At 63.8% G+C, this 22996-nt stretch carries 27 protein-coding genes; 16 read left to right on the top strand and 11 right to left on the bottom strand.

Annotated features, from left to right (window positions below; genetic code table 11):
* Positions 1–54: 54 nt before the first annotated feature.
* Complete coding sequence (locus HU735_RS21415) at positions 55–1089, top strand: helix-turn-helix transcriptional regulator (protein ID WP_186715185.1); 1035 nt, start codon at positions 55–57, stop codon at positions 1087–1089.
* 21 nt (positions 1090–1110) lie between these two features.
* Here the strand turns inward: HU735_RS21415 and HU735_RS21410 are convergent, their stop codons facing one another.
* Complete coding sequence (locus HU735_RS21410; protein ID WP_050706283.1) at positions 1111–1461, bottom strand: hypothetical protein; 351 nt, start codon at positions 1459–1461, stop codon at positions 1111–1113.
* A gap of 177 nt (positions 1462–1638) precedes the next feature.
* Here HU735_RS21410 and HU735_RS21405 point away from each other — a divergent pair, with 177 nt between their 5' ends.
* The 4 genes from HU735_RS21405 (at position 1639) to HU735_RS21390 (ending at position 5832) form a co-directional block, all read left to right on the top strand.
* Positions 1639–1818 carry a hypothetical protein gene (locus HU735_RS21405; protein ID WP_046855050.1) on the top strand — a complete coding sequence of 60 codons (180 nt, stop codon included), beginning with the start codon at positions 1639–1641 and terminating at the stop codon, positions 1816–1818.
* Between the two features lie 74 nt (positions 1819–1892).
* Positions 1893–2273, top strand: coding sequence for a glycine zipper domain-containing protein (locus tag HU735_RS21400; RefSeq protein WP_050706284.1), 381 nt, complete (start codon positions 1893–1895; stop codon positions 2271–2273).
* Positions 2274–2468: 195 nt separating this feature from the next.
* The gene (locus HU735_RS21395; RefSeq protein WP_186715184.1) at positions 2469–4298 is read left to right on the top strand and encodes an SLC13 family permease; all 1830 of its coding nucleotides are present in this window, start codon (positions 2469–2471) and stop codon (positions 4296–4298) included.
* 115 nt (positions 4299–4413) lie between these two features.
* Positions 4414–5832 carry a GGDEF domain-containing protein gene (locus HU735_RS21390; RefSeq protein WP_186715183.1) on the top strand — a complete coding sequence of 473 codons (1419 nt, stop codon included), beginning with the start codon at positions 4414–4416 and terminating at the stop codon, positions 5830–5832.
* 1 nt (position 5833) lies between these two features.
* Here HU735_RS21390 and HU735_RS21385 read toward each other — a convergent pair whose 3' ends face one another.
* Positions 5834–6595, bottom strand: a complete 762-nt coding sequence (locus HU735_RS21385) for a TSUP family transporter (RefSeq protein ID WP_050706287.1) — start codon at positions 6593–6595, stop codon at positions 5834–5836.
* Between the two features lie 101 nt (positions 6596–6696).
* Here HU735_RS21385 and HU735_RS21380 point away from each other — a divergent pair, with 101 nt between their 5' ends.
* Positions 6697–7614: a LysR family transcriptional regulator gene (locus HU735_RS21380; RefSeq protein WP_186715182.1), complete on the top strand. Its 918-nt coding sequence runs from the start codon at positions 6697–6699 to the stop codon at positions 7612–7614.
* 121 nt (positions 7615–7735) lie between these two features.
* On the opposite strand, the gene HU735_RS21375 is transcribed toward HU735_RS21380, so the two are convergent.
* The gene (locus HU735_RS21375) at positions 7736–7927 is read right to left on the bottom strand and encodes a hypothetical protein (protein WP_028691846.1); all 192 of its coding nucleotides are present in this window, start codon (positions 7925–7927) and stop codon (positions 7736–7738) included.
* 614 nt (positions 7928–8541) lie between these two features.
* Here HU735_RS21375 and HU735_RS21370 point away from each other — a divergent pair.
* Positions 8542–9102, top strand: coding sequence for a cysteine hydrolase family protein (locus HU735_RS21370; protein WP_186715181.1), 561 nt, complete (start codon positions 8542–8544; stop codon positions 9100–9102).
* 2 nt (positions 9103–9104) lie between these two features.
* Here HU735_RS21370 and HU735_RS21365 read toward each other — a convergent pair whose 3' ends face one another.
* The 3 genes from HU735_RS21365 to HU735_RS21355 all read right to left on the bottom strand — a co-directional run bounded on the left by HU735_RS21365 (position 9105) and on the right by HU735_RS21355 (position 10780).
* Positions 9105–9458: an SH3 domain-containing protein gene (locus HU735_RS21365; RefSeq protein WP_186715179.1), complete on the bottom strand. Its 354-nt coding sequence runs from the start codon at positions 9456–9458 to the stop codon at positions 9105–9107.
* A 47-nt stretch (positions 9459–9505) separates the two neighbouring features.
* Positions 9506–9997, bottom strand: a complete 492-nt coding sequence (locus HU735_RS21360; protein ID WP_186715177.1) for a GNAT family N-acetyltransferase — start codon at positions 9995–9997, stop codon at positions 9506–9508.
* A 78-nt stretch (positions 9998–10075) separates the two neighbouring features.
* Entirely contained in the window at positions 10076–10780 is a 705-nt protein-coding gene (locus HU735_RS21355; RefSeq protein WP_186715175.1) for an SDR family oxidoreductase, read from the bottom strand.
* A gap of 103 nt (positions 10781–10883) precedes the next feature.
* Between HU735_RS21355 and HU735_RS21350 the strand changes: the two genes are divergently transcribed.
* The 3 genes from HU735_RS21350 (at position 10884) to HU735_RS21340 (ending at position 13528) form a co-directional block, all read left to right on the top strand.
* Positions 10884–11813 (top strand): LysR substrate-binding domain-containing protein, encoded by a 930-nt coding sequence (locus tag HU735_RS21350; RefSeq protein ID WP_186715173.1) that lies wholly within the window; start codon positions 10884–10886, stop codon positions 11811–11813.
* Positions 11814–12016: 203 nt separating this feature from the next.
* The gene (locus HU735_RS21345) at positions 12017–13045 is read left to right on the top strand and encodes an alpha/beta hydrolase (RefSeq protein WP_186715171.1); all 1029 of its coding nucleotides are present in this window, start codon (positions 12017–12019) and stop codon (positions 13043–13045) included.
* A 297-nt stretch (positions 13046–13342) separates the two neighbouring features.
* Complete coding sequence (locus HU735_RS21340) at positions 13343–13528, top strand: hypothetical protein (protein ID WP_052895982.1); 186 nt, start codon at positions 13343–13345, stop codon at positions 13526–13528.
* 81 nt (positions 13529–13609) lie between these two features.
* Here the strand turns inward: HU735_RS21340 and HU735_RS21335 are convergent, their stop codons facing one another.
* Entirely contained in the window at positions 13610–15229 is a 1620-nt protein-coding gene (locus HU735_RS21335) for a carboxylesterase family protein (protein WP_186715169.1), read from the bottom strand.
* A 377-nt stretch (positions 15230–15606) separates the two neighbouring features.
* Here HU735_RS21335 and HU735_RS21330 point away from each other — a divergent pair, with 377 nt between their 5' ends.
* Together HU735_RS21330 and HU735_RS21325 are read left to right on the top strand one after the other, a co-directional pair.
* Positions 15607–16563 (top strand): nucleoside-specific channel-forming protein Tsx, encoded by a 957-nt coding sequence (locus HU735_RS21330; protein WP_186715167.1) that lies wholly within the window; start codon positions 15607–15609, stop codon positions 16561–16563.
* Positions 16564–16586: 23 nt separating this feature from the next.
* Positions 16587–17630 (top strand): purine nucleoside permease, encoded by a 1044-nt coding sequence (locus HU735_RS21325; RefSeq protein ID WP_186715165.1) that lies wholly within the window; start codon positions 16587–16589, stop codon positions 17628–17630.
* Between the two features lie 325 nt (positions 17631–17955).
* Here HU735_RS21325 and HU735_RS21320 read toward each other — a convergent pair whose 3' ends face one another.
* Positions 17956–18258: a metalloregulator ArsR/SmtB family transcription factor gene (locus HU735_RS21320; protein WP_202888873.1), complete on the bottom strand. Its 303-nt coding sequence runs from the start codon at positions 18256–18258 to the stop codon at positions 17956–17958.
* Between the two features lie 66 nt (positions 18259–18324).
* On the opposite strand from HU735_RS21320, the gene HU735_RS21315 reads away from it, so the two are divergent.
* The 3 genes from HU735_RS21315 to HU735_RS21305 all read left to right on the top strand — a co-directional run bounded on the left by HU735_RS21315 (position 18325) and on the right by HU735_RS21305 (position 20017).
* Positions 18325–19140, top strand: a complete 816-nt coding sequence (locus HU735_RS21315; protein ID WP_186715161.1) for an alpha/beta hydrolase — start codon at positions 18325–18327, stop codon at positions 19138–19140.
* 108 nt (positions 19141–19248) lie between these two features.
* Complete coding sequence (locus HU735_RS21310; protein ID WP_186715159.1) at positions 19249–19578, top strand: DHCW motif cupin fold protein; 330 nt, start codon at positions 19249–19251, stop codon at positions 19576–19578.
* Positions 19579–19582: 4 nt separating this feature from the next.
* Entirely contained in the window at positions 19583–20017 is a 435-nt protein-coding gene (locus HU735_RS21305; RefSeq protein WP_186715157.1) for an HIT domain-containing protein, read from the top strand.
* Positions 20018–20376: 359 nt separating this feature from the next.
* On the opposite strand, the gene HU735_RS21300 is transcribed toward HU735_RS21305, so the two are convergent.
* Together HU735_RS21300 and HU735_RS21295 are read right to left on the bottom strand one after the other, a co-directional pair.
* Positions 20377–20751: a hypothetical protein gene (locus HU735_RS21300; RefSeq protein ID WP_238349873.1), complete on the bottom strand. Its 375-nt coding sequence runs from the start codon at positions 20749–20751 to the stop codon at positions 20377–20379.
* 68 nt (positions 20752–20819) lie between these two features.
* Positions 20820–21182 (bottom strand): DUF2514 family protein, encoded by a 363-nt coding sequence (locus HU735_RS21295; RefSeq protein WP_346655377.1) that lies wholly within the window; start codon positions 21180–21182, stop codon positions 20820–20822.
* A gap of 313 nt (positions 21183–21495) precedes the next feature.
* Here HU735_RS21295 and HU735_RS21290 point away from each other — a divergent pair, with 313 nt between their 5' ends.
* The gene (locus HU735_RS21290) at positions 21496–21867 is read left to right on the top strand and encodes a hypothetical protein (RefSeq protein ID WP_186715155.1); all 372 of its coding nucleotides are present in this window, start codon (positions 21496–21498) and stop codon (positions 21865–21867) included.
* A gap of 940 nt (positions 21868–22807) precedes the next feature.
* On the opposite strand, the gene HU735_RS21285 is transcribed toward HU735_RS21290, so the two are convergent.
* A partial coding sequence (locus HU735_RS21285; RefSeq protein WP_186715153.1) for a transposase occupies positions 22808–22996 on the bottom strand: 189 nt, incomplete at its 5' end.

Raw genomic sequence — 22996 nt, 5'->3', positions numbered from 1 at the left:
GTTGACGGCTCGGGTATACTGCCCGCTTCGTGCCCGCCCAAGGATCCAGCGCCCATGACCGAAAACAGCTTCGCCTTTCGCCTCAAGGAACTGCTCGAACACCACAAGCTGACCCTGCAGGCCGTGGGCACGGCGCTGGGAATCTCGCGCACGGCGGTGCACAAGTGGACCCGCGGCGGCGAGATCGACTACGACAACCTGCGCCGCCTGGCCGACCTGCTCAAGGTCAACTGGATCTGGCTGCGCTACGGCGAGGAAGCCCTGCACAGCGTGCGGCAGGCCGAGGTGATCGAGCTGCCGATGACCGACGTGCGCCGCCGCTACACCGCCGAGATCATGGAAAGCGAGACGCGCATGAAGCTGGCCCAGGAAGGCGCGCGCATCGTCACCTGGGAATGGAACCTGGTCACCGACGAAGTGACCTACTCGCCCAACGTCGAGGCGGTGTATGGCTGGCCGCTGCGCCGCAACGAAGACTTCTGGGAACACATTCACGCCGATGACGCCCGCCACATGCAGGGCATGTATGCCCAGGCGGTGGCCGATGGCACCGGCTGCGAATGCGATTTTCGCATCACCCGCCCCGATGGCGGCCAGCGCTGGATCGCCTCGCGCGCCACGGTGCTGCGCGACAGCGTCGGGCGCCCGGTGAAGATGGTCGGCATCAGCATGGACAACACCGAGCGCAAGGTGGCCGAAGAAGAGCTGCGCCAGAGCGAGGCGCGTTTTCGCACCATCTTCGAACTGGCCTGGGGCGCGCTGGCCTATATCGACCCGGATGGCAGCTGGCAGCGGGTCAACGGCAGCTTCTGCGAGCTGCTGGGCTACCGCGAGGACGAACTGTACGGCACGACCTTCCAGCAGCTCACCCACCCCGACGACCTGCCGGGCAACCTGGCGTTGCTGCAGCGCATGCTGGCCGGCGAGATCGAGCGTTACGAGGTGCAGAAGCGCGTGCGCCACAAGGACGGGCGCTATATCTGGGTGCGGGCTCGCACCTCGCTGGAACGGCGCGCCGACGGGCAGCCGGAGCACCTGATCAGCGTGTTCGAGGACATCACTGCCGAGCGCGAGGCGCAGCCAAGCTAAGTAGTCGGCCGCTCCCAGGCATTACAGGCAGGTGGCCGCGGCAGCCCGGCGCTGCAACGCCACGCCGTCATTGTTCTGCGCGTAATAGTCCACCCGCGTGCCCCCCGCCTGGGCGTAGACATCGACGAACGACTCCGCCTCCCGGGTATACACGGTGAACCCGCCCTGCTTGCGCGCCTCCAGGTAGCCGCTGGCATCGACCCCGAAGGTGTTTTCTTCCTGCCAGCTGAACTGGATGCACTGGGCGACCAGGTCCGGCGTCTTGTGCGAATCCAGGCGTGCGGTGGGCGAGCCGTTGCGCGCCGCTTCCATGGTCGACGATGCACAGCCTGCCAGCAGCAGCGCCACGGTGATCGGCAGAATTGCTCGCATGTTCCATCCTCGGGACAAAAAAAGAAGCTGACTCTAGCACTGCCGGGCCGGCCGGGGAATCGCTCATGCCGCTCATCGCCGTCGCGATAAAAGTTTGCGCGGCAAAGAACCAAATCGATCGCCACAGGTCTCAGGTGGTACCGCGTAAACCGTTGCGGATCAAGGACCTATAACGTGATGAAACGCCTTGCAAGCCTTTCGATGGTCGCCACCCTGCTGCTGCTCGGTGGCTGCTACAGCAACCACTACCACGACGATGACGACGGCTGGCGCGACCGTGACCGTGGCCACCGTCATCACCATCGCCACGACCGTGACGATGACGACCGCCAGTACCGTGACCGCTACTACCGCTGAAGCGTCTTTCACACCCTGACTCGCCGCCGACCAGGCGGCACCCTACCCCTGATGATTCCCCTGAGGTTCACAACATGCGTCTGACTCTGCCTTCCCTCGCCCTCGGCCTGCTGCTCTGCCAGGGCGCCTTCGCCGGTGACGGCACCGCTGCCATTGGCGGCGGCCTGGGCGGTGCCCTGGGCAACGTCGTCGGCAAACAGATCGGCGGCAGCACCGGCGCGGCCATCGGCGCGGGCCTGGGCGGCGCGGCCGGTAGCGCGGTGGGCGCACGCAAGGGCAACCGCACCGAAGCCGCCATCGGCGGTGGCCTGGGTTCGGCCGGCGGCTCGCTGATCGGCGGCAAGCTCGGCGGTTCCAACGGCTCGACCATCGGCGCAGGCCTGGGCGGCGCGGCGGGCGGTGCGATCGGCAACCACATGGGCGACAACAACCGCAAGCACAAGCATCGCCACTAATTAAGTAGCACGGGCGGGCCTGCGGGCCCGCTCCCACACAATTGGCTCTCACACATCCGCCCCAAGCACTCTGCCATCGCGCACCGGATCGCCACCCGGAAAAACACTGCAGCACGTCAACGACGCATTCGCGTCAAGCTGCCACACTAGGGCCATCACCTTTCGTGCCCCCGTGTGAAGGAACACCCCCTCCCCATGAACCATGAGCTGCTCTGGGTCCTAGGCCTGCTGGCCGTCGTCGTCGTCCTGTTCATCATCAACCGTCCGCGCATGGACGTGGTCGCGCTGCTGGTGATCCTCGCGCTGCCGCTGTCCGGCATCCTCACCGTGGAGCAGGCCCTGGCCGGTTTCAGCGATCCCAACGTGGTGCTGATCGCCGCGCTGTTCGTGATCGGTGAAGGGCTGGTGCGCACCGGCATCGCCTACCGCATAGGCGAATGGATGAGCGAGCGCGCCGGCAACAGCGAGGCGCGCCTGCTGGTGCTGCTGATGGTGGCAGTGGCCGGCCTGGGCTCGGTGATGAGCTCCACCGGCGTGGTGGCGATCTTCATCCCGGTGGTGCTGAGCATCACCGCGCGCCTGCAGCTCTCGCCCAGCCGGCTGATGATGCCGCTGAGCTTCGCCGGCCTGATCAGCGGCATGCTCAGCCTGGTGGCGACCCCGCCGAACGTGGTGGTGCACAGCGAGCTGGTGCGCCACGGCGAAAGCGGCTTCGGCTTCTTCAGTTTCACGCCCTTCGGCCTGGTGGTGCTGGTGCTGGGCATCGGCTACATGCTGCTGACCCGCCATTGGCTCAACGGCGAGGTGCGCAAGGACGGTCGCGTCGAGAGCCGCCGCACCCTGCTCGACCTGGTGCTGGACTACAAGCTCAGCGGCCGCGAGCGGCGCCTGCGTATCCGCCCCCATTCGCCGCTGATCGGCCATACCCTGGGCGAGCTGGAGCTGCGCACCCGCCACGGCGCCAACGTGATCGGCATCGAGCGCCAGCACAAGTTCACCACCCGGGTGATCACCGCCGACTCCGGCACCCTGCTGCAACAAGACGACGTGCTGCTGCTCGACCTGTTCGCAAACCGCGACGACCTGCGCAGCCTGTGCCAGTCGATACTGCTCGAGCCCCTGCACTTCAAGGCGGCCTATTTCATCGACCAGTCCCAGGAAGTGGGCATGGCCGAGATCTCGCTGCCTCCGGGCTCGCAACTGATCGGCAAGACCCTTCTCGAGCTGACGTTCCGCACCCGCTATGACCTCAACGTGGTCGGCCTGCGCCGCGACCAGCAGGCGATCGAAGGGCAGCTGGTGGAAGAAAAGCTGCGCCTGGGCGACACCCTGCTGGTGGTTGGTCCGTGGAAGGCAGTGCGCCAGCTGCAGGGCAAGCCCCGCGACTTCCTGGTGTTGAGCCTGCCGGCGGAAATCGACCAGGTCGCCCCGGCCCGCGCCCGCGCGCCCTACGCGCTGATCAGCCTGGCGGTGATGGTCGGGTTGATGGTCAGCGGCCTGGTACCCAACGTCATCGCCGCCCTGATCGGCTGCCTGCTGATGGGCGCCGGCCGTTGTATCGACATGAACAGCGCCTACCGCGCCATCCACTGGCAGAGCCTGGTGCTGATCGTCGGCATGCTGCCTTTCGCCCTGGCCCTGCAGAAGACCGGCGGCATCGACTTGGCCGTCGGCGCGCTGGTCGGTGCCCTCGGCGGCGCCGGGCCGAGCGTGATCCTCGCCTGTCTGTTCGCCCTCACCGCGCTGATCGGCCTGTTCATCTCCAACACCGCGACGGCAGTGCTGATGGCCCCTGTGGCGATCAGCACCGCGCAGCAGCTGGGCATGTCGCCCTACCCGTTCGCCATGACCGTGGCCCTCGCGGCGTCGGCGGCGTTCATGACGCCGGTGTCGTCGCCGGTCAACACGCTGGTGCTGGGCCCCGGCCAGTATCGCTTCGCCGACTTCGTCAAAATCGGGGTGCCCTTCACCCTGCTGGTGATGCTGGTCACGGTGTTGATGGTGCCGTGGGTGTTCGGCCTGTAGTCGGCGGCACGATCCAGGCGATTTGCGGCGAATTGACATCAATTGGCGACTTGAAAGACACTCACAGACTATCGTCCCAGGTGCCTACAGCCGTTTTCCTGGATTCTGTCTTCGCTTGCCGGTCGAGCCCATGGTGTCACCAGCCCTGTCGCGCCTGCTGCCCCTGCTGAGCCTGTTCGGCCTGACCCTGGCCTTGACCCTGGCCGGCATCCTCGCCCGCCCCATCGAATCGCTGTCGCTGTTCTGGCCGGTGAATGCGGTGCTCGCCGGGGTGCTGCTGCGCAATCCGCGCCAGGCCACCCCCTCCGGCTTCGCCCTGATCTACCTGGCCATGGTGGTCGCCGACCTGGCCTGCGGCAGCGCCTGGAAGCCAGCCCTGTGGTTCAACCTGTGCAACCTCGGCGCCATCGTCAGCATCTGGTACCTGATGGCCCGCCTGCCACGCGTGCATCGACGCCTGCGCACGCCCCACGGCACCCTGTACCTGTTCGGTGCCTGCGCGGTCGGCGCCATGGTCGCCGCCAGCCTGGCCTGCGTGATGGCCACGCCCTGGTTCGAACAATCGCTGCGCGCTACCTGGCTTGCCTGGTTCAGCGAACAGTTCTCCACCAGCGTGCTGGTCCTGCCCGTGCTGCTCACCGCCCCCTCGCCACGCGCCCTGAGCGGCCACGGCAGCGCCAGCCAGCCGATCCGCCTGGCGCCGCTGCTGGTGCTGCTGGCCTCACTGGCGGTCAGCATCCTCTTCGGCGGCCCCGGGGCGATCGCCTTCCCGATCGCCGCGCTGTTGTGGTGCGCGCTCAGCTACTCACCGTTCCTGGTGGCACTGCTGGCGCTCACCGCCGGCAGCACGCTGATCGTCGCCGTGGCGCAGAACCTCATGCACTTCAGCATCCCGCAGAGCGAATCGGGGGTCACCACCCTGATGTCGGCGCGCCTGGGCATCGCCATGCTGGTGCTCGGCCCGCTGGTGCTGGCCTGCGTCAGCAGCGCCAACCGCAGCCTGATGGCGCGCCTGGCGCATCAGGCGACCATCGACCACCTGACCGGGGCCCTCAGCCGCAGCGCCTTCATCCGCCGCGCCCACGCCCTGCTCGACAACCGCCGGCAAGCGCCGCTGACTTTGATGATGCTCGACATCGATCACTTCAAGACCATCAACGACCAGCATGGCCACGCAGTCGGCGACCAGGTGCTGCGCCAGTTCGCCACGACCCTGCAGGACCAGTTGCACGACGGCGAGCTGTTCGCCCGCCTGGGCGGCGAGGAATTCGTCATCGTCGTCCCGGGGCTGGCGCCGGAGCTGGCCAGGTTCACCGCCGAACGCCTGCGCCGGGCGGTACAGGACCAGCACATCGCGCAGCCCGGGCAGGCGCTGCGGATCACCGTGAGCATCGGCGTAAGCGGCTGCGCCGCCGACACTCCGGCGCCGAGCCTGGACGAACTGCTGGCCAGCGCCGACCAGGCGCTCTACCGAGCCAAGGCCCAGGGCCGCAACCGGGTCGAGCAGGCCGAGGGGCAGCGCCAGGTGGTGTGACTCAGCCGGCCAACAGGTCCCAGCTCAGCTTGGCGATCAACACGCACAGCAACACCAGGAACAGACCGCGCACGAACCCGGCACCCTTGCGCACCGCCAGCCAGGTGCCGGTCAGCGCGCCGAGGATGTTGAACAGCGCCATCGGCAGCGCGATGGCCCACAGCACATTGCCCGACGGAATGAAGAACACCAGCGCGGCCAGGTTGGTGGCGATGTTGACCAGCTTGGCCGAAGCCGAGGCATGCAGGAAATCCAGGGCGAAGAAGCGGATGAACAGGAAGATCAGGAAGCTGCCGGTGCCTGGGCCGAACAGCCCGTCATAGAAGCCGATGGCGCCACCGATCAGCACCGCCAGGCACTGTTCCTTGCCGCCGATCACCCTGGGTTTGTGCAAGGTGCCGAAGTCCTTCTTGCAGAAGGTGTAGATGGCCATCAGCACGATCAGCACCAGCACCATCGGCCGCATCACGCTGGCCGGCACCAGCGACACGGTGGCCGCGCCGCAGAACGACATCACGAAGGCGCTCAACGCCGCCGGCACGATCAGCCCCCAGTCCAGCTTGACCTTGCGAATGAACGACCGCGCCGCAAAGCTGGTGCCGCACACCGAGGCCAGTTTGTTGCTGCCCAGCAACGCCGCCGGCTGGGCGTTGGGCAGCACGTTGAACAGCGCCGGGATCTGGATCAACCCGCCGCCTCCCACGGCGGCGTCGATCAGGCCAGCGGCGAAGGCAAACAGTGAAAGCAGGGCGATATCCATCATCTCGAGGGTCCGGGCGGCATAAAACAGGCTGCCAGACTAATCAAAGCGGCGCGCTTGTGTTGAAATGCCATATTGCGAAAACTGCAATAAGGATCCCCGCGATGGCACTGGACATGCTGCGTGAAATACAGGCGTTCGTCAGCGTCGCGCACAAGCGCAGCTTCGTCAGCGCCGCCCGTGCCTTGGGTCGCTCACCCAGCGCGGTAACACGGGCCGTGCAGGCCTTGGAGGATAACAGCGGCGCCAAGCTGTTCAACCGCAGCGCCAGCTCGGTATCGCTGACCGAAGCTGGCGAGCGGCTGCTGCCCCACGCCGAACGCTTGCTGGATGTGCAACGGGACGCCGCCGACGAACTGGCGGCGCTGACCGGCGACGCCCAGGGCTGGATCCGCCTGGCCGCGCCCGAGGTGCTGGCCCAGCAAGTGCTGCCGGCGGTGCTGGCCGAATTTGCCCGACGCCACCCCCACGTCACCCTCGACGTACAGTACGGCGACCAGGCCTTCGACCCGTTGCAAAGCAAGCTGGACTTCGTGATCCGCGGTGCCTTCCCGCAGTCCAGCGAGCTGATCGGCTATCCACTATGGCGTTACCGCCGCCATCTCTACGCCAGCCCTCAGTACCTGGCATTGGCCGGCACACCGCAGGCACTGGAAGACCTGGAGCGGCATACGCTGATCCTGCACACCGCGCCGCGCATCCTGAAGGCCTGGCATTTCAGCAAGGACGGACACATCGTCAGCCTGCGCCCGCGACCACGGCTGCGCCTGGGCTCGGGGGTGGCGGTGCTGCAAAGTACCCTGGCGGGGGCCGGTATCGCCCGGCTGGCGGATTGGCTGGGGGAGCCGGAGGTACGGGCCGGGCGCCTGGTGCGGGTCTGCCCCGACTACCACCTGACATCCAGCACCGGGCAGGACCCGCAGATGCATGCCGTGTACCCGGCCGGCGACCTGCCGGCGAAGGTCCGTGAGCTGCTGCAGACCCTGCGCGAGGCAGGCGCGCGGAGTGTTGAACAGCCCTGAACAGGGCTGCTCAATTTCTGCTCAATCTAACAGAGGCCCTGAAAACCATGGCCTGTAGCGCTTTATCCACAGACCTACCCACGATTTTTGTGGACAGTTTCTGCAAGCCTTGAAGGAATTTTTACAAGCGCAGCAACGCCGCATTGGCCAGCTTGACCAACTCGATCCATTCGCTTGCGCTGATCACACCGGAACGCTCCAACTCTTCGGCACGGCGCAGTGCCTGATCGTAGTCCGCTTCGTGAAGGATGCCCTCACCGAGAAAACGACCGCGCCACTCCAGCATCGCTGCAGTGCCTTTCTTGCATTCCATAGTGTGTATTGTCTCCAAGGCAAGTAAACGGCCCGTGTACCCGGGCCCTGGGATTGGGGGCGGGAGATTACACGAGCGACTTGTACTTGAGAACGACTTGCAGCTACCGCTTGTCTAGACGACTGCGGCCAAGAGGCGGGAAAACCTAGGGGAAGGGTCTGGCCCGCCATTGCGCCAGGCGGGCCGGGACAGGAAAATTTTACGGCTCAGCTTGGCGGAATGGTGCCCAGCAGGCCAATCATGATAGTCAGCAGCAGAAAACCACCCAGAAACAGCGCGAGCTTGCCCATCGGAACCTCTACAGTGTGATGACGTAACGGCGGGGCTGGCCGCTGCGGCAGTGCAGCGGGGCAGCCTGCCCAGCGCACACCGGGTTGGAAGGCTGGGCCTGGACGTATTGTCCGGCAGCGGCTGATACGGTTACAGATTCAGGTTCGTGGAAAAAAAGCATATCAGATGATGATTTCTCCCATCGCGGGGCAAACCCGCTCCCACGGGTAAACGACGCGAGGTTAATGCGATCGGCGTGGGAGCGGGCTTGCCCCACGATGACCTCTGCGCAGGCAACACACCTGTGCTACGGTCCGAAGCCCAGACAAGGAGAACTACCGGAGATGACCGCGCCCGCCAGCAACGCCGCCTTGCTGATCATCGACATGCAGAACGGCATCAACCACCCACGCCTGGGCCGTCGCAACAACCCCGAAGCCGAACAGCGCATCAGCGAACTGCTCGCCGCCTGGCGCGCAAGCACCCGTCCGGTGATACACGTGCGGCACATCTCCCGCGATCCGGATTCGGTGTTCTGGCCAGGCCAACCCGGTTGCGAGTTCCAGCCCGCCTTCACCCCGCAGGCCAGCGAGACCGTGTTCGAAAAACACGTGCCCGATGCCTTCTGCAACAGTGGCCTTGAACGCTGGCTGCACCAGCGCGGCATCAGCCAACTGGTCATCGTCGGCGTGATCACCAACAACTCGGTGGAATCGACCGCGCGCTCGGCGGGCAACCTGGGGTTCGATACGGTGGTGGTGGCCGACGCCTGCTACACCTTCGACCAGCACGACCTGCAGGGCCGGTTGTGGCCGGCGGAGGACGTCCATGCCTTGGCCCTGGGCAACCTGGCCATGGACTATGCGCGGATTCTCGACAGCGCGGCCGTACTGGACATGGCCTGAGCTCAGTCCTGCAGGCGCAGCTTCGCCAGCGGTACCCAGCCCAGCTCCCCGTTGCCAGCCCGACGGCACCAGAGCCAGCCGTTCAGGGGGCGCAGGCCCTCCAGCGACTGGCCGGGGTCGACGTCCAGCTCATGGGCCGAATAGGCCTCCACTGCCCTGCCCCGGCCAACGCCAAGCCGCTCGATGAGCTGGCCGGGCACCCAGCCTGGCTCCTGGCCCTGGCAACTGCACAGGTACCAGTCCTCCCAGTGCTCGTCACCCTCGTAACGCTGGCCGATGTCCAGCAGCGTGCCTCGGGCGAAGGTGATGGGCGCAGGATACTCACTGCGGTGTGCGGCAATCACGACGTAGTTCACAGGCCTCTCCCTGGCTGCGAAAAGCGTCGATGCTAGTCGAAGGCCCTTCAGAGCACCATGATCATTTCGTGCCAGGCCATGCCGCCATGATCGGAGGCCGACGGGCGTACATAGGCGTAGCCCATCTTCTCGTACAGCCCGACATGCCGCTCCTTGCACATCAGGTGAATGGTCGCCTTGCCGCGCTCGCGCATCTGTTCGACGAAACGTGCCATCAGCCGGCTGGCATGGCCCAGGCCCTGGTACGCAGGGTCGAGCACCACCGACATGATCACCACGTTGGGTGCCAGCGGATCATGCCCGACCAGCTCCTTGAAGGCCTCGTCCGACATAACCACCTGCTCGGCGCAGCCGCTGTTGATGAAGCCGATCACCTGGCCATCGGCCTCCAGCACCAGGAAGCCCTCCGGGTACTGGGCGATGCGCGTGGCGATCTTCTCGCGGGTGGCGGCCTCGTCGCCTTCGTAGGCGCTGGTTTCGATCTGGTAGCAACGGTCCACGTCGGTTGCCGTGGCCTGGCGGAACATCAGGGTGCTCATGGGGCGGATCCGGATAGCGGGAAACAGGGGCGACATGCTAACGGAAGTCGCCGCCCAGCTGTATGCCCGCCACGCCAGTTACACCGAACGGGTGATGCCGCCATCGACCCGCAGGTTCTGCCCGGTGATGTAGCCCGCGCCCTCGGAGGCCAGGAAGGCGACAGTGGCCGCTATTTCCTCGGCCTTGCCGTACCGCTCCATGGGAATCCGACTACGGAATTCCGCTTTCTCCGGCAGGCTGTCGATAAAGCCCGGCAGCACGTTGTTCATGCGAATGTTCTCGGCTGCGTAACGGTCGGCGAACAGCTTGGTGAAGGCCGCAAGCCCGGCGCGGAACACCCCGGAGGTGGGGAACGCCGGATCCGGCTCGAAGGTGGCGAAGGTCGAGATGTTGACGATGGCGCCGCCGCCCTGGCGCTGCATGATCGGCGTCACCAGGCGGGTCGGGCGCACCACGTTGAGGAAGTACACCTCCATGCCACGGTGCCAGTCGTCGTCAGTCAGCTCGAGAACCGGCGCACGCGGGCCGTGGCCTGCGCTGTTGACCAGCACATCGACCCGCCCCCATTGCTGCACCACGGTATCCAACAGACGCTGCAGGTCTTCTACCGACTGGTTGGAGCCGGTCACGCCGATCCCGCCCAGCTCGGCCGCCAGCGCCTCGCCCTTGCCGGACGACGACAAAATGGCCACCCTGAAGCCATCGGCGGCCAGCCGCCGCGCGGCCTCGGCGCCCATGCCACTGCCACCTGCGGTAATAATTGCGACTTTCTGCGAAGACATACGCTGCTCCTTCGGGGAGTTGATCAAGTAGGCCCATGAAGCCAGAATCCGGCTGACCGCACCAATCACAAATACTGGCAGCAGCCTGCAGGAAATCTACTGGATGAGCGCGCCCAAGCGACGCAACGCCCCAGCCATCGTCAACCACCTGGTGGCCTTCGAGGCCGCCGCCCGCCTGGGCAGCTTCCGCGCCGCCGCCGACGAGCTGCACGTCACCCCCGGCGCCGTCGCCCAGCAGGTACGCACCCTCGAGGACAAGCTCGGTCGCCCACTGTTCGAGCGCCTGCCCCGGGGCCTGCGGCCCAACCGGGACGGCGCCGACTACCTGACCCGCGTGCGCCTGGCGCTGGACATCATCGAGGACGCCACCGGCGAACTGCTGGAGCGCGACAGCCAGCGCGATCCCCGGCAGATCCTGCTCAGCACCACTCCCGCCTTCGCCAGCCGCTGGCTGATCCCGCGCCTGGGCCTGCTGGCCCAGGCCCACCCGCAGGTGGCACTGATGATCGATGCCTCCGACAGTACCCGCCCGTTGAGCGGCAAGGGCGCCGTGGACCTGGCCGTGCGCTGGGGAGCGCCGCCCTTCGCCGACGCCTACGCCCTGCCCCTGCTGCCCGGCGTGGCGGTGCCGGTGTGCGCACCAGCGTTGCGCGGCGAGCGCCCTTGGCGGCAAGCCGCGGATCTTGCGCAGCAGCCGCTGATCTCTGACAGCCACAACAACTGGAAGCGCTGGTTCGATCACTACGCGCTGCCCGGCACGCGCTTCAGCGGCCCGGTGTTCTCCCAGACCATCCTCGCCATCGAGGCCGCCGAGCAAGGCATGGGCATCGCCCTGGTGCCCCGCCTGCTGGTGGAAAATGCCCTCAAGGCCGGCACCTTGGTGCTGGCCCTGGAGGGCCATGAGCTGAACAGCGATGCCGGCTTCCATCTGCTCGCCGACCATGCGCCGCAGGCAGGCTCGGCCGCCGAGCAGGTGGTGCGTTGGCTGCAGGCCCAGGCGAACGATGAAACCCAAGAACGCCCAACGCTCTGATTTATCGGGCTAGCGAGCCCGCTCCCACGCCGATAGCTGAAACTGCTCACGAAGCCCTGCCCTTTTGTAGCTTTCTGTGTACCAACCGCCTCCTGATACACACAAACGTCCACCCCACCACCACCCGACACACCCCGGACACAGCCACCTCCTTAACTACACGCCATCCAGCCCACACCGATGGCCCGCCAAGGAGATGCACCATGTTCGCCACCGCCAACCGCCTAAACCGCTCAGCCCTGCTCGCCTGCGCCCTGCTGCCCCTGGCCCTGCTGGCCGCCGCCCCAGGCCAGGCCGAGGAAGCCAGCGCGCCCGCCGCACCCCACCAGGCAACCCCCTTCGGTCCGCTCAAGCATGTCCAGGCCGGCGTGCTGGATGTCGCCTACGTGGAACAAGGCCCCGTCAACGGCCCGGTGGTGATCCTCCTGCATGGCTGGCCCTACGACATCCACAGCTACGAGCAGGTGGCGCCGCAACTGGCCGCCCAGGGCTACCGGGTGCTGGTGCCCTACGCCCGCGGCTACGGCGACACCCGTTTCCTCTCCGCGAACACCCCGCGCAATGCCCAGCCCGCCGCCCTGGCCAGCGACGTCATCGCCTTCATGGACGCCCTGGGGATCAAGCGCGCCGTGCTCGGCGGCTTCGACTGGGGCGCGCGCACCGCCGATATCGTCTCGGCCCTGTGGCCCGAGCGGGTCAAGGCGCTGGTGTCGGTCAGCGGCTACCTGATCAGCAGCCAGGAAGCCGCCAAGGCCCCGCTGCCGCCCAGCGCCGAACTGCAGTGGTGGTACCAGTACTACTTCGCCACCGAGCGCGGCCGCGCCGGCTACGACAGCAACCGCCACGCCTTCGCCCGGCTGATCTGGCAGACCGCCTCGCCGCAGTGGGCCTTCGACGACGCCACCTTCGAGCGCAGCGCCAAGGCCCTGGACAACCCCGACCAGGTCGCCATCACCGTGCACAACTACCGCTGGCGGCTCGGCTTGGCCCAGGGGGAGACCCGCTACGACCCACTGGAGGCGAAGCTGGCGACCTTCCCCGCCATCGGCGTGCCCACCATCACCCTCGAAGGCGATGCCAACGGCGCGCCGCATCCACCGGCCGAGGCCTACGCCAAGCGCTTCACCGGCAAGTACGCCTACCGCCTGGTGAGCGGCGGCGTCGGCCACAACCTGCCGCAGGAGGCGCCCGAGGCGTTCGTCAAGGCCGTGGTGGATGCGGACCATCTGTAAGGGCAATTGCAACATATCGTTTCGGCGGCGCGTGTCGGGTGCCGGGATGCGCGGATTGCCTCTGCGACCCCTCTGTTCCGCGGCAGGCCTTGTACTCCGGGGCCTGCCGCAAAATGAACGGACGCATGCCGAAACATTCACCCTGGCTATCCTGTAGGACGCCTCTTTTGTCGCTGTAGGACGCTTCTACGGGTTTGTGATCCCGTGTATGAATAATCAGTATTGGCTGGGGAATTGACCTGATACCGTCGAGCCTTTCCTACAACGGCACGGATGCCCACGGCCAGCGAGAACAACATGGACAACTACGACAGCTCGGCGCTTGGACTGCAGAAATGCCTGCTGAACCTGCGGCGGGATCATGCACGGATGAAAGCGTCGGGAGAGCAGGAAAGAGCGGCGATACTGGCGCAGATAATCGGGCGGATGGAGCAGGGATTGAAGGAGGCCTCCAAGGGGAGGAAGCCCGAGACATTGCAGTGAACTGATGCCCGGCAGATGGCGATGGATAGGCGCCGCTCGTGCAGACACACCGCAACCCCATCGCTCAGCCCCGAAGCGGGGTCAGCAGCCAGGCGGCATTGCCGAAGGCGCCCGCAGCCCGACATTCCAGTTCCAGGGTACGCCGCCCTCCTTGAAGCGACGGCACACCACCTCGTCGTTCAACTCGAACATGCCCTGCGCCAGATGTCGGCCTGCTCGAGGAACGTCCTCGAAGGCCAGGTAATTGCGGTCTTGCCCATAAGGCAGCCATTGCGCCTGCCCCTCGGCCCGCGGCTGGCCCGTACGGATGAACGAAACCCAGTATTGGCTCATGGCTTCGCTGAAACGCGCTTCGCCACGGGTCAGCGGCGGGCGCGGCCAAGCGGCCGGCGTGCGGTCGAAGGTCGCGAAAATGTAGGGGATTTCCGCCGCATGGAACCCGTGGAGCTTGGCTTCGTTCGTCGCGCGGTAGGCGTGATCGAAGTAATAGAAGTAGGCAGGCTGGCCAAGTTCGGTCTGTGTGCGCACCAGCTTCTCGGCCGTCCAGCCGTACATGGCATCCCGAACGGCAGTCTGGACACTTTCTGTCATCGCGGATGACGGATGCTGACGCAGGAACGCATCGGCAAGATCCCCATACCGTGCGCGGATGGTAGCTTCATACGCCTGCGCTGTGGCCGGAGCCGGAGGCGCCAGGAACGGCAACGAGCGGATCTCGCCATCATTGAAGCCCGCCAGCAGCGGTACCGGTGCCTGCTCGCCACGGTTGAAGGTATCGACCAACTGGCGCGGCAGAATCTTGCCATCGACAGTCCCCGATGGCATGAAGCGGATGGCCTCGGCGGCCCTGACCAGCGCCATCGCCTCCATCTTGCGCAGGCCCGCGATATCCAGCTTCAGGCGCTGCGCCAATCGCCGACCGCTCTCCTGCGCCGGCACATCGCCATGGCTGGCGCGTTGCAACTCGGGCGTGGAGATCATGTAGGCGCTCTGTGCCACCGCCTTGTGGAACAGCCCTCGCACCTGGGGCGAAGCCATCAGGTAGAGCACGCTGAGACCACCGGCGGACTCCCCGACGATGCTCACATTCGACGGATCACCGCCAAAAGCCGCGATGTTGTCGCGCACCCACTTCAGCGCCTGGATCTGATCCAGCAAGCCATAGTTGCCCGAAATACCCTCAAGGTTCTCGGCGCTCAGTTCAGGATGGGCCAGGTAGCCCAGCACGCCGAGACGGTAGTTGATCGTCACCACAACCACACCCTGGGCGGCCAGCGCCGCACCATCATAGAGGTCGTCGCTGCCGGCACCCGCCATCAGGCTGCCACCGTGGATCCAGACCATGACCGGCGCCTTCTCGACCTTCGGCGGCGTCCAGATGTTGAGGTACAGGCAGTCCTCGGACATCTTGGGCAGCGCTGGCGCGTAAAGGCTCGGGCCGGTCGGCCTTGGCTGAGGGCAGGCAGCGGCAAAATCGTCCGCGACACGCGTCTGCGTCCAGGCCGCCAGGGCCACTGGCGCCCGCCAGCGCAGCGGGCCGATCGGCGCCTGGGCGTAGGGCAAGCCCTTGTAGACGGCCACGTTGTCGATGACGACACCCTGGACCGGCCCCGCCGGTGCCTGGACAAGCGCCTGCGCGACGGACTCTGCCGAGACCGCCAACAGCGCGGTCAGTATCCCCAGGTGCAGCCGCTTGATCATGGTCGATCTCATCCTGCGTTCTCCTTGCGAGACTCAAATGGTGCAACACGTCAGCGGCTCGGCACACATGCCGTCCGTGGGCGGCGGCCATCCTAGAACCCATTTTTTGCTGGATTATTTCAATCGAGCGGGTTGATGCGAGGCAGGAACATCTGGCCCCTCAATTCGATCATGCGTGCTCCCCCTGCCCACTTTCAGGGCGTTTTCCTAACCAAAAGATCAGCCCAAACGCCGAATCGGCTTTTATTTCAACGACCTCGGGTGATCTGGTACAGACTATGCAAACGTTTGCTCAGAGCCATTGAACGAACAATCGCCGCAGCTCTCGACACATAGCAGCCCCCAGGGGCTTACCCCCGCATGAACAAGGATTTTCAATGCACCGACCGTCTTTCTCCGTAACGGCCCGCTCCTCCCTGGCTGCCAAACTGCTACTGGGCGCTGTTACGGGACTACTCAGCGTCACCACCCAGGCCCAGGACAATCCCCCCAGCGAGTCAGCCCAGGGCGAGACCCTGAGCCCCGCCGCCGCACCGGCCAAATCGGGGCCCTACCTGTCGGACTGGTACAACCAGAACTTCACCCTGATCGGCACCAAGGACATCAGTTTCGGCCCCCGCCCTGTCGACGATATCTACCTGGAATACGAGTACTTCGGCCGCAAGGGGCCGTTCGAGCTGTACGGCTACATCGACATCCCGAAGATCCTCGACATCGGCAACAGCCATGACAAAGGCGCGTGGGACCACGGCTCGCCGCTGTTCATGGAGCACGAGCCGCGGATCTCCATCGACTACCTGGCCGGCCGCAGCCTGGCCGTCGGCCCGTTCAAGGAGTGGTACGTAGCCTTCGACTGGATCTACGACCACGGCAGCAACAGCGCCAACCGCGCCAACACCCTGTACAGCGGCCTGGGCACCGACATCGATACCCATTCGCGGGTCAACCTGTCGGCCAACTTCTATGGCCGCTACCAGTGGGAAAACTATGGCGCCAGCAACGAGTACTCGTGGGATGGCTACCGGGCCCAGCTCAAGTACATCGTGCCCCTCGGCAAGTTCGACAACGGCGCCTCGCTGACCTATATCGGCTTCACCAACTTCGATTTCGGCTCGGACCTGCACAAGGACAACCCCAACCGCACGGCCAATGCCACGGTATCCACCAACGTGTTGCTGTACGCCTTCACCCACCTGCGCTTCACCTTGGTGGGCCGCCATTTCCACAATGGCGGCAACTGGCAGGACGGCAGCCAGCTGAATTTCGGCGACGGCGATTTCCGCGGCCGGTCCGATGGCTGGGGGTATTACGCCGGGGTCGGCTACCAGTTCTGATCACTTGCGCCATGGAGGCTCGCATGCACCCGATGCACCGTCTTTCCCTCGCCGTGGGCCTGGCCTGCGGCATCCTGCTCACCTCGACAGCCCAGGCTGGCGAGACTGCCGCGCCGCCGATCAAGCCCAAGGTGATGCTGATCGCCATGTTCGCCCCCGAGGCCCAGCACTGGATCGAGCGCCTGGAGCTGCAGCAGGAGGTGCGTGTGCCGGGCCTGTCGGCAGAGTATCCGGTGGTACGCTGCAACAGTCAGGACGTCTGCCTGCTGGTGACCGGCATGGGCCAGACCAACGCCGCGGCCTCGACCCTGGCACTGGCACTGTCGCCGAAGTTCGACCTGCGCAAGAGCTACTTCCTGGTCGCGGGGATTGCCGGGATCAACCCGAAGCACGGGACCCTCGGCACCACCGCCTGGGCCCATTACCTGGTGGAGTTCGGCACCCAGTGGGAACTGGACTCGCGGGATGCGCCCAAGGACTGGCCGACGGGCTACCTGGGGATCAACACCAAGGGCCCGAACGAGAAGCCGCCGTTGGACTACAAGACCGAGGTCTTCGAGCTCAATCCGAAGCTGCAGGCCAAGGCCTATGCCCTGTCACACGGGGTGAGCCTGAGCGAGAGCAAGGAATCGGCGGCCTGGCGGCTCAAGTACCCGATGGCGCCGGCCAACCAGCCGCCGGTGGTGACCCGGTGCGACACCGTGGCGGGCAACACCTGGTTTTCCGGGACGCGCTTGAGTGAGCGGGCCGAGGTCTGGACTCGGTTGCTGACGGATAACAAGGGGGAGTACTGCACGACTCAGCAGGAAGATAACTCCACCTATGAAGCGCTGCTGCGGGCCAGTCGTGAAGGGTTGGTGGATGTGCAGCGGGTGGCGGTGGTGCGGGCGGGGTCTGACTTTGATCGGCCTGAGCCTGGGGGCAGCGAGGTTGAGAACCTGCTCGAGTATGCAGACCAGGGCGGTTTTGTTCCGGCGCTGGAGAATCTTTATCGGACTGGGAATCCGCTGGTGCAGGAGATTCTGAAGAATTGGGCGGTTTGGGAGAAAGGGGTTCCGGAGGCTTGAGCGCATGGCGGGCCAGTCCGCCATGCTCGCTCTAAATGCCCGAGCCGCCAACGCCTTATTGTCTTCTGGTCGGCTCGGGCATGATGCCGCCTATGAGGAGAACGGCTGCTGGCCCTATCAGCCAATCCACCGTCGTTCCTGAGCTGACTGCCGGAATCAAAAAAAACGCGGCTAACAGACCTACGCCTGCCCAGATGCGCCTGCGTGGCGTGAGCCACTCTCGGACCTTTTCCAACCTTTTGCCCATTGGCACTCACTCTCCTTGTTTGTTCTGCGGTGAAGCGGATCGCCTGCGGTGCTGCGCGGCACCAGCAAACCAAAATTGCTAGACACATCCACCCGGCGCCAACTCAAGCCTGAGCCACTCCAAGTACTCGAGAATCTCGGCATCGTTACGCTTGCAGTACGACCATTTTTGCTGCTTTGAAACCGAGATGAACCCCGCCTGCTTGAGAATCTCAAGGTGCCGGCTCGCTGTTGGCTGGGCGATACCCAGCGCACTTGCGATAAGGGTCATGCAGACGCCTAACTCGACGGGGTCTGCCGACCATTGTTCAGCGAAGTGGTCACGAGGTGCTGCGAGCAGACGAAGGATCGCCATGCGAACCTCACTGCTCATCGCTTTCATCTGTATTGATCTGTCCATGCCTGCATCATATAGTCATTTAGCTAAATGACAATGTGAGGTGAGCCCATGTTGGATCTACCCTACGCATCGAGCATCGAAGGCAACACCGTCAGATGGGGGAAAATGGGGACCGGCACGCCGCTGGTTGCCATCCATGGCACCCCCTTCTCTTCGCAGGTATGGAGGCGCGTCATACCTCATCTCGCTGACCGCAGAACCGTGTATTACTTCGACCTGGTTGGCTATGGCCTGTCTGAAATGAGAGAGGGCCAGGACGTTTCATTGGCGATGCAGAACAACGTCATGGCTGCGCTTTTCGAGGAATGGGGCATCGAGCGCCCTGACGTCCTGGCCCATGATTTTGGAGGCGCGACAGCGCTGCGTGCGTACTACCTGAACGGTCTGCGCTATGCGTCCCTCACCATTTTCGATGCCGTAGCCCTGGCACCCTGGGGCTCTCCTTTCGTTCAGCATGTCCGTCAACATGAGGCCGCCTTTGCCGGGATGCCCGACTACATGCACCGGGCGCTGCTGGCAGCCTATCTGCAAACCGCTGCGGCCAATACCCTCAGTGACGAAGCCCTGCAAGCTTACAGCGCCCCATGGCTGGGGCCGATTGGCCAGGCGGCCTTCTACAGGCAGATCGCACAGATGAATCAGCGCTACACCGACGAAATCGAACCGCTATACGGGAAGCTGGATTGCCCCGTATCGGTGCTTTGGGGCTCGGAGGACGCCTGGATTCCCTATTCCCAAGGGGAGCGTCTTGCTGGGCTTATCTCCCGACAGCCCTGCGTCCGAGTAGAGAATTCAGGCCACCTGATGCAGGAAGACAGGCCGGAAGCGATTGTGGCGGCAGTTCTCAAGCAGCTTGGCCCCTGAGGCAGGTTCGCTGGACTGTCTGTATGTCCAAATTCCCAGCGGTCTGTGTCTATTGGCAGAGCGATTTCATCGGTACGGTTCAGGCCTCACTGTTTCTGCGAGGTTGTCATGGAGCTGACAGCAATCCCGTTTGGTACCACGGACTGGTCAAAGATTGATCCTGTCGCTTATCCGGGCGAGAACGGTACGGCGTATTGGCGAACCTGTCTGTTTGGGGACGTTCGGGTTCGATGGGTTGAGTACACCCCAGGATATGTGGCCGATCATTGGTGCCGGAAGGGTCATATCCTGTTCTGCCTGGAAGGTCGGCTGGACACCGAGTTGGAGGATGGTCGGACTTTCACCTTGCAGCCGGGCATGAGCTATCAAGTGGGGGACGATGCGGAGGCGCACCGGTCATCGACGGCTACTGGGGCCAAGCTCTTTATTGTGGACTGAGCAGATGTCTCTGATCACACAGCGTGTGGAACTGGCGCGTAACGGCGCTAACGACAAAGTAATCTGCAGAATGCAATCAGGCTGGGCGGTGATGGGCGATGTGCAATTTCTCGAAGGCTATTGCCTCTTGCTGCCTGACCCTGTGGTACCCAGCCTGAACGATCTGGACTCAGAATCCAGGGCGGCTTACCTCCTCGACATGGCTCGACTTGGAGATGCGCTGCTACAGGTTACTGGAGCCCTGCGGATCAACTATGAAATCCTTGGAAACTCCGAGCCCGAGCTGCATTGCCACCTATTTCCTCGCCATGCGAACGAGCCGGACGAAAAACGCAGAATGCCCGCATGGTTTTACGACTGGGAATCGGCTCCCCTCTACGTAGAGGAGAAGCATGGAAAAATTCGGCGCGAACTGGCTCTGGTACTCCAAGGCAAGTGACCGTCCTCCTTACACCACTCACCCCGCCGTACCAGCCTCCAATTCTTCCATCGTTTGCTTAGCTGATCCGGCTCAGCGTTCGGGATAGGAAACAAACCTACTGATCAGTTCAGCAGTTTGCTGTGGTGCCGCGATGAAATCGGCCAGTCCCACAACCCACCATGTGCCCTCCAGCGTTTCTTTGAGTGCCGATCTAGAGAAAGCATCGCCACCAGGAAACTCGGCCTCCTCCCACTGCTCTTGGACGCTAGTAGTTGCCCCGATCTTCAGCCAGTACAGATAGAATCTGATGCTTAGCGCCTTGTCTTGAAGCTTGAGCGGGTCGGGCTGGCCATTTCCGACCCGATTGGGTTTAGGTCCTACCCCTCAAGCGGCATCCACATGACACATCCCCCTGCCGCTTGGGCGATCAGCCAGTCATGTTCACGCTTGCCGAAGGGGCGAGTCATGCCAATAGACTCTCGATAGGCATACTGATGGGTGACCTTCAGCTCCAGCGCAGTAGGTGTTGCCTCTCCCAGCCTACCTTTGCTCAGCCCCTGCAAAGCGCCCGTTAATGCGAGCTGTTGTTTAACTCCATCATCACTATCTTCCAAAATGGATACAGCAATAAACGCAGCATTCGCACAACGATCCACTTTCAGTACCTGCGGCTTTGCACTGTCCATTTCAAAATTCGAACCTTGGGCAACGGCTGACAAACACAGTGCAGCACACATGAACAAACTACGCATCGACGACGTCCTTTCGACCTGAGCAGACCAAATACTCACACCTTGATACCCCCTCGGATGGCCGAAGCCTATCCAGGCGGCTTAACCGAGGCATTATAAGATTTCTCACAGGCAAGCCCAGCTATTCTGGCGCGGTCAAACGCTGCCGCCAGCTCTCCCGCTCGAGCATCAGCCCGTGCGAGCAAGTCGGAGAGCACCATTGCGGCACGTCGGGCTGCCTCGCTTCGAGCGACAGTGGCAGAATCCTGGCCGGGGTAACTGATGGTGGTAGCGAGCTTGCTGGCCTTGTCACGCAGCCGCTGGCCAGCAGCATCAGCCCCAGCAGCAGCGCCTTCAGCAATCGGTCGTTGTTCCTGAGCATGAACCCTCACCTCCTCTTGCGCATCGACGCTCTGTTGCTCCTTTACCCGCTCCCCGCGCTCGCCCAGCACTTCAGCCAGGCGATCGCCGCTGCGCTGATGCCGCTATGGCCTCGGCACGCTCCACAGATCGACCGTGCTGGTAGACAAGCCGATACGACCCGACTACCCCTAGCAGTGCGACCACCCGCACGCCCCAACTATTCACGCTAACGCCCTCCGCGGGCCTTCCGCGAATACGGCCGGTGGGCACTCGTGGTTCGCGTTCTCGTGCTTGGTGATCCCATGCACCAGGCCGCCCAGGACTTGCTGGTTCTTGATGTCCTTGATCGGATCGCTCGGGGCAAGGCCACAGCGCTGCGCCACTGTGCGGATGTAGGCATCGGTGTCGTTCTCTATCTCCGGTGCCCAGCGTTTGATGATCGCCGCCACAGTGCGCAAGGCCCTCGGCGTAAAGCAGAAGAAGACCCAAAAGAAGTTGCGGAACATGCTTGAGGTGGACGGAGTAGAGAGCAGCTTGGGTGCGCTGATCAGAAAGATCCTGGAGCGCAATGCTCCGCATGGCTCGCCATACCTAGCGCTAACTGATAACGGCAAACGTGTAACGGCACCGATGCTTCTTCATCGATGGGCCGATGCCCGAGAGGAAGCAGTGAAGGAAGCAGTTGCAGCTGGTGACCAGGCGCTGGCCGGACGTATCAGCCAATTCCAGTTCAGCGACATTCGCCCGAAAGCAGCCTATTCGGCCCCGGAATGAGATGTTGGCCGAGAGAGATGCAGCGCCTATGAGATCGAGCGCCGCCCGCGCGGCGCATCGCGGGACAAGCCCGCTCCCACATCTGTTTCGGGCCAGTTATGCCAGTGCCGCCGCGGCTGTACGCCTTGGCGCATGCCTCAAGTAAGGTGAGACGGCTGCAGCGACCACGCGCAAACAGCGTTGTGCAAACAGGGCGAACCAGGCAATGGCGCAGGAGTGATTGGCCCGAAATAGATGTGGGAGCGGGCTTGCGCCGCGCGGGCGGCGCTCGATCTCAAAAACGCTGCAAGGCTATCGCCAGCCACTTGCCCGCCCACATGCGATCAAAAGCCCCTCGCCCGCACCTCCAAGTACGCCCCCCGGACAATTCCCAACTCCAAAAACGCAAAAAGCCCTAACAATGTCAGGGCTTCAAATATGGCGGAAGCGTAGAGATTCGAACTCAACAAAATCACACCGACCTGGCTGGAGGCCTTGATTTCCATGGGGTGCAGAGTGCGTTTTCGAGTGATTTTGTTCCCAGAGTGTTCCCAGAGTAGATGTATACGTCACCTCGCCGGGACCTCCCCAGTAGGGGAAATCCCGTTTCAGGTTGACCCATCAAAAAATGGTAATTTTGGTAATTGGGTCTCGAAAAAGCTCTGGAGGCCATGTAAATAAAGGGCTACAGCGATTTTGAAAAAGGTAATTTTTGGGTAATTGAACGGTAATTGGATTTGTCGCCAATCACTTGTTTTTCCTGACAGACAAGGAGGTTGGGTGGGCTACGTGATTGCCACCTACACTTCGATCTTCTTCCCCTAGGCTAGGAGCAAAACGATGCTGACGCTTCCCGCTATAGGTGCCAGTGACGATGAGTGGTACGAGTTCGCCGAGGCGAGGTCTGAGGATCTCATCTCTCACTTGAGGTTTTTCTTACTCGAGCGCTTTACCCACAAGCCTAGGCCCTGTACGAAAAGTAATGTCGTAAACACCGCCGCCAGCAAGCCAGCGTGACCATCGCAGCGAAGCTTTCCGCTAGCTTGCAATAGCGCGTACCCAGGCGGCGGTGCTCCTTCAACCAACCAAATAGCCGTTCGATAGCGTTCCGCTGCCGATACTTGGGCTTGTCAAACAGGCGCCGTAAGCC

It is taken from the genome of Pseudomonas sp. BW16M2, assembly GCF_014268865.1.
In the GTDB taxonomy this organism is placed as follows: Bacteria; Pseudomonadota; Gammaproteobacteria; order Pseudomonadales; family Pseudomonadaceae; genus Aquipseudomonas; species Aquipseudomonas peradeniyensis.
The sequence above is the reverse complement of the archived record's forward strand: the minus strand, read 5'-3'. Positions and strand labels throughout refer to the sequence as shown.

What these genes read in the sequence shown, in the direction of transcription:
- HU735_RS21300 (WP_238349873.1), bottom strand. Translation starts at nt 20,751, where the DNA reads ATGCGTAGTTTGTTCATGTGTGCTGCACTGTGTTTGTCAGCCGTTGCC.
- HU735_RS21340 (WP_052895982.1), top strand. Translation starts at nt 13,343, where the DNA reads ATGGACAACTACGACAGCTCGGCGCTTGGACTGCAGAAATGCCTGCTG.
- HU735_RS21375 (WP_028691846.1), bottom strand. Translation starts at nt 7,927, where the DNA reads ATGGAATGCAAGAAAGGCACTGCAGCGATGCTGGAGTGGCGCGGTCGT.
- HU735_RS21350 (WP_186715173.1), top strand. Translation starts at nt 10,884, where the DNA reads ATGAGCGCGCCCAAGCGACGCAACGCCCCAGCCATCGTCAACCACCTG.
- HU735_RS21355 (WP_186715175.1), bottom strand. Translation starts at nt 10,780, where the DNA reads ATGTCTTCGCAGAAAGTCGCAATTATTACCGCAGGTGGCAGTGGCATG.
- HU735_RS21315 (WP_186715161.1), top strand. Translation starts at nt 18,325, where the DNA reads ATGTTGGATCTACCCTACGCATCGAGCATCGAAGGCAACACCGTCAGA.
- HU735_RS21330 (WP_186715167.1), top strand. Translation starts at nt 15,607, where the DNA reads ATGCACCGACCGTCTTTCTCCGTAACGGCCCGCTCCTCCCTGGCTGCC.
- HU735_RS21380 (WP_186715182.1), top strand. Translation starts at nt 6,697, where the DNA reads ATGGCACTGGACATGCTGCGTGAAATACAGGCGTTCGTCAGCGTCGCG.
- HU735_RS21310 (WP_186715159.1), top strand. Translation starts at nt 19,249, where the DNA reads ATGGAGCTGACAGCAATCCCGTTTGGTACCACGGACTGGTCAAAGATT.
- HU735_RS21325 (WP_186715165.1), top strand. Translation starts at nt 16,587, where the DNA reads ATGCACCCGATGCACCGTCTTTCCCTCGCCGTGGGCCTGGCCTGCGGC.
- HU735_RS21335 (WP_186715169.1), bottom strand. Translation starts at nt 15,229, where the DNA reads ATGATCAAGCGGCTGCACCTGGGGATACTGACCGCGCTGTTGGCGGTC.
- HU735_RS21405 (WP_046855050.1), top strand. Translation starts at nt 1,639, where the DNA reads ATGAAACGCCTTGCAAGCCTTTCGATGGTCGCCACCCTGCTGCTGCTC.
- HU735_RS21400 (WP_050706284.1), top strand. Translation starts at nt 1,893, where the DNA reads ATGCGTCTGACTCTGCCTTCCCTCGCCCTCGGCCTGCTGCTCTGCCAG.
- HU735_RS21395 (WP_186715184.1), top strand. Translation starts at nt 2,469, where the DNA reads ATGAACCATGAGCTGCTCTGGGTCCTAGGCCTGCTGGCCGTCGTCGTC.
- HU735_RS21415 (WP_186715185.1), top strand. Translation starts at nt 55, where the DNA reads ATGACCGAAAACAGCTTCGCCTTTCGCCTCAAGGAACTGCTCGAACAC.
- HU735_RS21370 (WP_186715181.1), top strand. Translation starts at nt 8,542, where the DNA reads ATGACCGCGCCCGCCAGCAACGCCGCCTTGCTGATCATCGACATGCAG.
- HU735_RS21385 (WP_050706287.1), bottom strand. Translation starts at nt 6,595, where the DNA reads ATGATGGATATCGCCCTGCTTTCACTGTTTGCCTTCGCCGCTGGCCTG.
- HU735_RS21320 (WP_202888873.1), bottom strand. Translation starts at nt 18,258, where the DNA reads ATGAAAGCGATGAGCAGTGAGGTTCGCATGGCGATCCTTCGTCTGCTC.
- HU735_RS21345 (WP_186715171.1), top strand. Translation starts at nt 12,017, where the DNA reads ATGTTCGCCACCGCCAACCGCCTAAACCGCTCAGCCCTGCTCGCCTGC.
- HU735_RS21410 (WP_050706283.1), bottom strand. Translation starts at nt 1,461, where the DNA reads ATGCGAGCAATTCTGCCGATCACCGTGGCGCTGCTGCTGGCAGGCTGT.
- HU735_RS21360 (WP_186715177.1), bottom strand. Translation starts at nt 9,997, where the DNA reads ATGAGCACCCTGATGTTCCGCCAGGCCACGGCAACCGACGTGGACCGT.
- HU735_RS21305 (WP_186715157.1), top strand. Translation starts at nt 19,583, where the DNA reads ATGTCTCTGATCACACAGCGTGTGGAACTGGCGCGTAACGGCGCTAAC.